Raw genomic sequence first — 8,965 nt, 5'->3', positions numbered from 1 at the left:
GTGTGGGAAGTGTGGGAAGTGTGGGAAGTGTGGGAAGTGTGGGAAGTGTGGGAGGAAAGATTTTTAGTTTCCAATCCCCAATCCCCAATCCCCAATCCCCAGTCCCCAGTCCCCAATCCCCAATCCCCAATCCCCAATCCCCAATCCCCAATCCCCAATCCCCAGTCCCCAATCCCCAATCCGCAGTCCCCAATCCCTAGCTATAACTAATAAATAATGAGGATGAAACTAAGTATTCCGGTTACTGTTCACAAGCATTGTCACAATCTCTTGAAAAGTCCAGTGTGGGCGGTGACAATACTAATTTTGGTTGTTTGGCTGGCTTATGGCTGGAATTTGGGCAGTATCAGCTTAATTGATGAAACTGAGCCTTTATTTGCCGAAGCGTCCCGTCAAATGTTGGTTACAGGTAATTGGATTACCCCCTTTTTTAATGGCGAAACTCGTTTTGATAAACCAGCTTTAATTTACTGGTGTCAAGCGATCGCCTACTCAATTTTTGGCGTTAATGAATGGTCAGTGCGACTTCCTTCCGCGATCGCCGCCATTGGCATTATCGGTTTTACATTCTATATTTTACAGTGGCATTTCTCTAAACAAGACCAAATAGCAGGGACTACATCCCCAACAAAGCGCAACTTAACCGCCTTAATCGGTGCAGCCATGCTAGCACTGAACCCAGAAATGATTGTTTGGGGCAGAACCGGTGTCTCAGATATGATGCTCACTGGGTGTATGGCCTCAGCCTTATTATGTTTTTTTCTCGGCTATGCAACTCAAGAAGAACAACAGGCTAAACTTGCCAACTCTCCATTCCCTAATAAATGGTACTTAGCTTGTTACGTGCTAATTGCGGCGGCGATTTTGAGCAAAGGTCCGGTAGGAATCGTCCTACCCGTAATGATTATTGGCGCATTTATGATTTATGTGGGTAAATTCCGCGAAGTAATCCAAGAAATGCGGATATTCATGGGTATGTTGATTATTTTTGCCCTATCAGCCCCCTGGTATTTGCTCGTAACTTGGCAGAATGGTTGGGACTATATCGATGCTTTTTTTGGCTACCATAACGTAGAACGGTTTACAGAAGTAGTCAATGGTCACGCCGCCCCTTGGTATTTCTATTTTTTAGTAGTATTACTGGGTTTTGCGCCGTACTCAGTCTATTTACCCTTAGCGATCGCACAACAAAAATTTTGGCAGCGATCGCACTGGCTATCGCAAAAACGCTCTCAACACTTGGGTTTATTTGCCTGCGTCTGGTTTATTAGTATCTTTAGCTTCTTTACTATTGCCGTCACCAAACTGCCCAGCTACGTGTTACCCCTGATGCCAGCAGTAGCTATTTTAATAGCCTTAATTTGGAGTGACTTTTTTCCCGAACCCAACCAAAATATGCCATCAGCCAGTTCTGCCGTCAAAATCAGCACTTGGGTAAACGTCATATTTGTGACCATTTTGGCAGTAGCAATGTATTACATCAACAACCTGATCAATGATTATTCCGTTGCACCAGGCTTTCCCCTCCTGATTCAAAACGCAGGTTTACCACAACTTGGGGGATTAATTTGGTTTTTAGGCGCAGTGATCATTGCCGCCTTGATCATCAGTCGGTATTGGCACAGTATTATTAGCATCAACCTGATCACATTTACCGCATTTTTGCTCATCGTCTTAATCCCATCATTGTTCTTCATGGATCAGCTACGTCAGCAACCATTAAAAGATTTATCAGCCCTCGTCGTCACAGCCAAGGAATCCAATGAAGAATTAGTTATGGTGGGTTTCTCCAAACCAAGCGTAGCCTTTTACACGCAAATGCCAGTTAATTATCTCAAACTGACCGCAGATGCTCTAGCACATATTCAAAATCGCCAAGCTGAAGCAGCACAACCGCCTTCTCTACTAATAATTGCTCAAGCCAAAGCCTTGGTGAAAATGGACTTACAGCCCGGTACTTATGATATTTTAGACACTCAGGCATCTTATCAATTAATTCGAGTTTCCTTGAAAAAGAGCAATAAAGAAACACTGAAAATCTCCTTATTAGGGTTTGCTGAGTAAATATAAAACCTCGATTTGGGGTATAAAGCTAAAAAATCTGGCATTTATAGCAACCGCCAAGGGCAAGCCTGTTCCCTGTTCCCTGTTCCCTCAGATACCTAAAGCATGATTGATTTGAGTTAATAAATCTTCCATAGAAATAGAACGAGGTAAAACATGAGCAGCCACATCTTCTTTTCCAGAGGAGATATGAACCACAACCTCAGCTAACTCACTCATCAAATTAGCAGTTGCATCCAAACCCTGGGTAGATGCAGAACTTTCTTCTGAAGTCAAAGTTTGATGTAATCTCTGGTCGATAATTAAAATTGGTGGTAACTCAAAAGGTAAATCTGCCAAAGCTTTCAACTTGAAGATCACATCTTGATCAACTAAAGTATCTCCCAAGCAAATCAGCAGTAAATCAACGCTTTGGTGACGAATTTGTTGTATAACTTCTGACCAATAACGTCCCATTGCAGCTTTTAACCCAGCCGTTTGTAAATACTGAATTAAAGCTTGGAACCATTCAGATCCCCGTTGGCTAATTTCGTGATTAGGGGAAGAAGTATGCACCGTTGGCTGATCTTCTAATTTTTGTGGGTTGATTTGCCGTAAATGATCACCCTCTGTCACCGCCAGCATCGCCAAATCTACCACTAGGATACTAGGGGGACAACAGATACCAGATGCAATTTGTAGCACAGATAATAACGGATCTATTTTTTCCCTATCCAGATGATCCTCATCTTTGCCGAATGGGGTTAAGTAAGGAAAAACTGACAACCCAGGTATCTGGGAAGCCGCTAAACTAGTGGCGACATCACAAGTCACCAGAGGAATATCAGCCAAAATAGGATGTTGCGCTAACTGTTCTAAATAGGTTTGCGCCAGAGAACCTTGTGCATCTAGTAAAATCACATCAAATTGCCAAACCCGCGCCAAAAGTTCTGCCTGATCTAAGTCATCTACCTCAATTACCCGATGTTCTCGTAGTGAAGGGTGGGGGTTAATTGATTCTATATTTTGTTCGACTAACCGTAGAATCCTGAGCGGAATTATCTTAGGGGTGACTTCCTGCTGATTTAAACCAGAGTGTGTAATTGCTGAACCCCCAATTAACTGTTCTAAAACTGGTACTAAAGACTGATGTTGCACTGGTAAATTTAGAAAACCATCTGCGTGATGAGCATAGGCTTGTTCTTTTTCCGCCCCCGTCGCCGTCACCATCACGGGAATGTGTCTAGTTAAAGCATCAGATTTCAATAAAGTCAGCACATCCCAACCAGAAAGTAAAGGTAATAAAGGATTGAGAAAAATAGCTTTCGGTTGCAAGCGTCGGGCTTTTTCCACTGCTTCTGTGCCTGAGCGAGCAATTACCACCCGATAACCTAAACCGTTGAGCTGATCCGTCAAATCTTCAATATATCGGGCTACAGCTTCGACTACTAGGACTAATCGTTTTGAGCTACTCAGTGAATGTGGAGTAGTTGCAGCTACAGACTGACGTGGTGCAGTGGTGACTTCTCGTGTTTGGGTTATGGGACTTTTGCTATCTTGTTTGATTCCCATGTCTGGACTGTTGAACCCAATGGTGGGGGGACTGGGTGGTAAGAGTAATGTAAATTGACTACCTTTACCTTCACGAGATAAAAAACTGACATCACCGCCGTGGAGACGAGCTAAAGCCCTAGTTAACACCAACCCCAAGCCAGTACCTTCAAATTGACGAGTTAGGGGATTTTCTAGTTGTTGGAATTTTTGGAAGATTAAATGTTGCTGATGTTCGGGAATCCCAATCCCTGTATCCCAGACAGTAAAAGCAATCCACCCTTCCCAACGACTGACCCGCAAACCAATTTCACCAGAGTTTTCTGTAAACTTAAAGGCGTTGGAAAGTAGATGTACCAACATCTGACGCAAGCGCAATTCATCGGCGACTATTTCTTCTAATCCTGGTTCAATGGTCATGGCAAATTCTCGGCGAGAATCTGCTGTGGGCATAGATGTAGTGGTGGTTTTGGTGGTTTGAGTGTGAATTGCTTGTGCTTCCATGATGGCGCGATCGCACACTGTCCGAATTGTCACAGGTACTAGGGCTAAATCCATCTGTCCCGTTTCCATGCGCGTCAAATCTAAAATATCATTGACCACACTCATTAAATGTCGCCCACTTTGATGAATCAGTCCCGCATAACGGGCTTGGCGTTCGTTGAGTTCACCCAACTGCTGATCTACCAGCAACCGTGATAGTCCTAAAACAGCTGTAAGCGGAGTCTTGAGTTCATGACTAATACAAGCTAAAAACTCATCCTTTAAGCGATTTAGTTGAATGAGATCCGCATTTTTCGCTGATAGTTCTTTATACATCTGCTGCTGTTCGGTAACATCAGTAGCTAATATCAACGACAGCTGATGATTTTCTTGATTATTAGAACTCTCCGCCCTGGGCTGACGGCTCAATTCCCCAGTAAACATTTCTCGAAATAGCAGTTCTGATTTGGGACTATCTAAAGCAATTTTGGCAAATTGCCAGATTCGCTCCTGACCATTCTGCACCTCCACAACACAAGTACAAGTACCCTTTTGGCTGTCTAAAAAGCAGCGATTAGTTGTAGTTGTTGTAGTGATTGACTGTTGATGTCGCCTTTGTGAAGATGGTTCATGTCTAACAGGAAAGCTATTTTCTCCTACATGGGATGAGACTTTCCCTGGTCCCTCGGCGAGATGCTCACCCCGACCATGAGGATGGATACTGGCTGATTGTCTAGTATATTCTGTAGCTGTTTTCCTCTGGGCTGGGGCTAATATGGCCTCTACTTGTTCTCGAATGCCCTCCGGATCTTTAAATGCTCCTAATTGCTCCCACCAAGCCGCGTTTTTGGCTACAACTTCACCTGTGCCAGTTTGCAGCATTAATGGCCAAGGCATGAGTTCTAATAACTGCACCAGGGATTTTTGGGCTGATTTGCGTTGATATATTTTCCGCGATCGCCTATTCTGTGATTTATACTCAGACCCCTTTTCCCCAGTCCAGTGAGTTGTGGCTTTTGTCCTAGAAGTATTCAAATGACTGGGAACAATATCGTTATTAGTTTTCTCACCAGAAGGTAAGCACTCAGTTCTTGTGCCTTTAATCCCCAACTTTTCCTGAGCCAATGCTCTCAATAGACCAGCGCTATTTAGCAAACCTAAAAATTTGCCCTCCCCATCAGTCAGCGCCCAATCTAAGTGACTATTCCTTTGTCCCGTAATTTCAGATCCACTCAATTGCGCCGAAGAACTCAAAAGTCCTTGGAATTGCTCCACACAATAAGTTGCTGGTACAATATTTAATGGCTCAATAATCGTTTTATCCCAAGTACACAACTCCTGCTCCCACACCCATCCTGGACTTTTACAGGATGCTGCCAAGATTTTTTGGCTCAAACGGGCAGATTGCACCAATCCTAAAGGAGATTGTTGCTGATTTACTACTACCAAGCGATCGCACTGCTCTTGTTCAAAAATCTCTAGCACTCTAGCCAGAGTAATTGTTTCTACGCAGTTAGGTACGGTTGCTAGAAAGTCATAAAGCGGGTACTGTAGCATTGACATAAGGAACCTTAAAGGGAATTCTTCTTGGTGGAAATTTGCAACTTTACCATCAGCACTTTGGCAAATAGTGTTCGAGCCGCAAAGTAATATTCTTTCAGAAGACTCATTTCAGCGATTCTGGTTACAACTTCAACGCCATTTAAACAATGAGTTTGCCGCTTGACACTTCTCACGGCCATATTCTTCAGAGACACGACTTATAGGATTTACTCGTTGCTTGTTTGCCACTGAGAATTTCAGGGTAATCTCCTTGTCAATCTCCTACTGGTGTTGAAACTCCTTTCTAATCGTCACAACTAAAACAATTATCAGGCCAAAGATTCGCTAATAAACCTTGAGGAATTATAATGATTTAGAATGCGACAATAATTGAATTTAATTTAACTATCTTAACCAAGGAGTAAAATTCGCAATATTTATACCTCAACAAATATACATAAGTGAATCATTTACTAACGAACCTATCTTCATTGACAACATATCCTGACTCAACCACTGGGTAAGTTCCAGAATTGAAGAAACTGCATTTGAATCATCACCAGATATTGACTATATCTTGAAATGAAGCGTTCTCTCAAACACAAACTGCAACTTTCATAGAAAACTAGATATAAATAGAATTGTGTTATCCCCCTTTAATCTAGATAATCTATCAATATGGGTCAGGGTGACTAATTAAGATATATAAGTACACACAATGTTATCACTCATATCGAATTTTCCCCCCGTACCCAAAAATATATTCAATTTAGAGGCTCAACAAACCACCCCACTACAATGGAGCGGGCAAATGTCCTGTTGTAGCCATAACCTCATCTACTTATTTAGTGACTTCCCGATCATTACTATTACCACTGCTAAAATTTACTACCTACTGCGGTGGTGTCAACGATATCTTAATAAAAATTTTACGAATAAATATTTTTATGTATTTCCATGCCAAAAGCAAAAATCACAGCAGTTCTTTCAGCAAATGACTCAAGTTGATCGAGAGGTATTATTACAACAACTCAAATCAGATTATTGCCATATTCTTATAAATTACTTTACCGCAGACAAAAACCTCAAAGAAAAAATTGATACATTTATCAATGATGTATTTTGTGCTAATATTCCTGTGCCACAAATTATTGAATTTCACATGGAATTAATCGAAGACTTTTCCATACAACTAAAATTAGAAGGTAGAAGCGATGAAGCATTACTAGATTACCGCCTAACACTCATAGATATTCTAGCGCACCTCTGCGAATCTTATAGGTGTTCACTCCATCGATGAAATTCCTAACAGATGAATAATCCAGCCAAAAAAACCTATGTCCTCAAGCTTTATGTAGCTGGGAACACACCCAACTCAGTGAGAGCCTTAAAAATACTTAAAGACATCTTAGAACAAGAATTTCAAGGTGTCTATGCCTTGAAAGTAATTGACGTACTGAAAAATCCCCAGCTAGCGGAAGAAGATAAAATATTAGCCACACCAACATTATCTAAAATTTTACCCCCACCCGTTCGTAAAATAATTGGTGATCTATCAGACAGAGAAAGAGTGTTAATTGGATTAGACTTACTTTATGAAGAACTGAGTGAAGAAGATTGGGAAGAATAAACAACCTTTAAGCATAAAAATTGGCTAATAAATTACCGAATTTAGTAATATAAAAACTGGGTTTAGTACCCATTTGTTAATAAGCAATGAGCGAAAAAGACCAAGCAGCGCCCAACAACACCCAAATTGCTGGTGTAGAAAAAATTCGCACGATGATAGAAGGCTTTGACGATATTAGCCACGGAGGTTTACCCGTTGGTAGAACCACCCTAGTCAGTGGTACATCTGGCACAGGAAAAACCTTATTATCACTGCAATTTCTCTATAACGGTATTACCCGCTTTGATGAAGCTGGTGTATTTGTCACCTTTGAAGAATCACCCAGTGATATTATTAAAAATGCCCAAATTTTCGGGTGGAATTTACAACGTCTCATAGAAGAAGGTAAGTTATTTATTCTTGATGCTTCACCTGATCCGGAAGGTCAAGATATTGTTGGTAACTTTGACTTATCAGCACTTATTGAGCGCTTGCAATATGCCATTCGCAAATATAAAGCCCAACGAGTATCCATTGACTCCATTACAGCAGTATTCCAGCAGTATGAAGCAATGGGGGTAGTGCGGCGAGAAATTTTTCGCCTTGTAGCTCGTCTCAAGCAACTGTATGTCACCACTATTATTACCACCGAACGCAGCGAAGAATATGGTTCTGTAGCTTCATTTGGAGTCGAAGAATTTGTTTCTGATAATGTGGTAATTGTGCGTAACGTTTTAGAAGGAGAACGTCGCCGCCGCACAATAGAAATTCTCAAATTGCGTGGTACAACTCACATGAAAGGGGAGTATCCTTTTACAATTACCAATGCAGGAATCAATATCTTTCCCTTGGGAGCAATGCGCTTAACTCAACGCTCTTCTAATACCAGGGTATCTTCTGGTGTTAAAACCCTCGATGAAATGTGTGGGGGTGGTTTCTTTAAAGATTCTATTATTTTAGCAACAGGTGCCACTGGCACTGGTAAAACTCTATTAGTGAGTAAATTTGTGCAAGATGGGTGCATAAATGGTGAACAAGCAATATTATTTGCTTATGAGGAATCACGCGCTCAACTATCTCGCAATGCTTACTCGTGGGGAATTGACTTTGAAGAATTAGAACGACAAGGCTTACTCAAAATAATTTGTACCTATCCTGAATCAACTGGTTTAGAAGATCACCTGCAAATTATTAAATCAGAAATTGAATTGTTTAAGCCATCTCGCATTGCCATTGACTCCCTTTCTGCAATGGCTAGAGGAGTTAGTAATAATGCCTTTCGTCAGTTTGTCATTGGTGTAACTGGGTATGCCAAGCAAGAAGAAATAACTGGTTTTTTTACCAATACAACTGACAAATTTCTCGGTTCACATTCCATTACTGATTCCCATATTTCCACAATTACCGACACGATTTTGATGTTGCAATACGTGGAAATTCGTGGGGAAATGTCACGGGCAATTAATGTGTTTAAAATGCGCGGTTCTTGGCACGACAAAGGCATTCGGGAGTACAATATTACTGCTGATGGACCCGAAATTAAAGATTCTTTCCGTAACTACGAAAGAATTATTAGTGGTGCGCCTACCCGCGTTAGTATCGATGAAAAGGCGGAACTGTCTCGGATAGTGCAACGTTTTGAAAAAAAACCAACTTCTGATTCTTAATTTAGTGTCGCAGTATATTCATCTCTAAATTTAGGATCATGCTATATTTTTTGGAGAAGAAGAATTTTCT

6 protein-coding genes are annotated in these 8,965 nt (G+C 41.3%); 5 read left to right on the top strand and 1 reads right to left on the bottom strand.

Annotation, left to right across the window (positions count from 1 at the left end; genetic code table 11):
* Positions 1–200 (top strand): hypothetical protein (locus ACM0OP_RS02885; RefSeq protein WP_414526868.1); only part of this gene is annotated, 200 nt, incomplete at its 5' end.
* 16 nt (positions 201–216) lie between these two features.
* Positions 217–2,064, top strand: coding sequence for an ArnT family glycosyltransferase (locus ACM0OP_RS02880; RefSeq protein ID WP_414526867.1), 1,848 nt, complete (start codon positions 217–219; stop codon positions 2,062–2,064).
* Between the two features lie 90 nt (positions 2,065–2,154).
* Here ACM0OP_RS02880 and ACM0OP_RS02875 read toward each other — a convergent pair whose 3' ends face one another.
* Entirely contained in the window at positions 2,155–5,640 is a 3,486-nt protein-coding gene (locus ACM0OP_RS02875; protein WP_414526866.1) for an ATP-binding response regulator, read from the bottom strand.
* 697 nt (positions 5,641–6,337) lie between these two features.
* Between ACM0OP_RS02875 and ACM0OP_RS02870 the strand changes: the two genes are divergently transcribed.
* The 3 genes from ACM0OP_RS02870 to kaiC all read left to right on the top strand — a co-directional run bounded on the left by ACM0OP_RS02870 (position 6,338) and on the right by kaiC (position 8,895).
* Complete coding sequence (locus ACM0OP_RS02870; protein ID WP_414526865.1) at positions 6,338–6,919, top strand: KaiA family protein; 582 nt, start codon at positions 6,338–6,340, stop codon at positions 6,917–6,919.
* A 12-nt stretch (positions 6,920–6,931) separates the two neighbouring features.
* The gene (gene kaiB / locus ACM0OP_RS02865) at positions 6,932–7,249 is read left to right on the top strand and encodes a circadian clock protein KaiB (RefSeq protein WP_414526864.1); all 318 of its coding nucleotides are present in this window, start codon (positions 6,932–6,934) and stop codon (positions 7,247–7,249) included.
* An 86-nt stretch (positions 7,250–7,335) separates the two neighbouring features.
* Positions 7,336–8,895: a circadian clock protein KaiC gene (kaiC, locus tag ACM0OP_RS02860; RefSeq protein ID WP_414526863.1), complete on the top strand. Its 1,560-nt coding sequence runs from the start codon at positions 7,336–7,338 to the stop codon at positions 8,893–8,895.
* Positions 8,896–8,965 lie beyond the last annotated feature (70 nt).

Source organism: Nodularia chucula CCY0103 (assembly GCF_963923915.1).
Taxonomy (GTDB): Bacteria; Cyanobacteriota; Cyanobacteriia; order Cyanobacteriales; family Nostocaceae; genus Nodularia; species Nodularia chucula.
Note: the sequence above shows the minus strand (reverse complement) of the source record. Positions and strands in the feature narration are given on the sequence as shown.

Coding starts and splice junctions, on each gene's coding strand:
- kaiC (WP_414526863.1), top strand. CDS start 7,336: ATGAGCGAAAAAGACCAAGCAGCGCCCAACAACACCCAAATTGCTGGT.
- ACM0OP_RS02880 (WP_414526867.1), top strand. CDS start 217: ATGAGGATGAAACTAAGTATTCCGGTTACTGTTCACAAGCATTGTCAC.
- ACM0OP_RS02870 (WP_414526865.1), top strand. CDS start 6,338: ATGTTATCACTCATATCGAATTTTCCCCCCGTACCCAAAAATATATTC.
- kaiB (WP_414526864.1), top strand. CDS start 6,932: ATGAATAATCCAGCCAAAAAAACCTATGTCCTCAAGCTTTATGTAGCT.
- ACM0OP_RS02875 (WP_414526866.1), bottom strand. CDS start 5,640: ATGTCAATGCTACAGTACCCGCTTTATGACTTTCTAGCAACCGTACCT.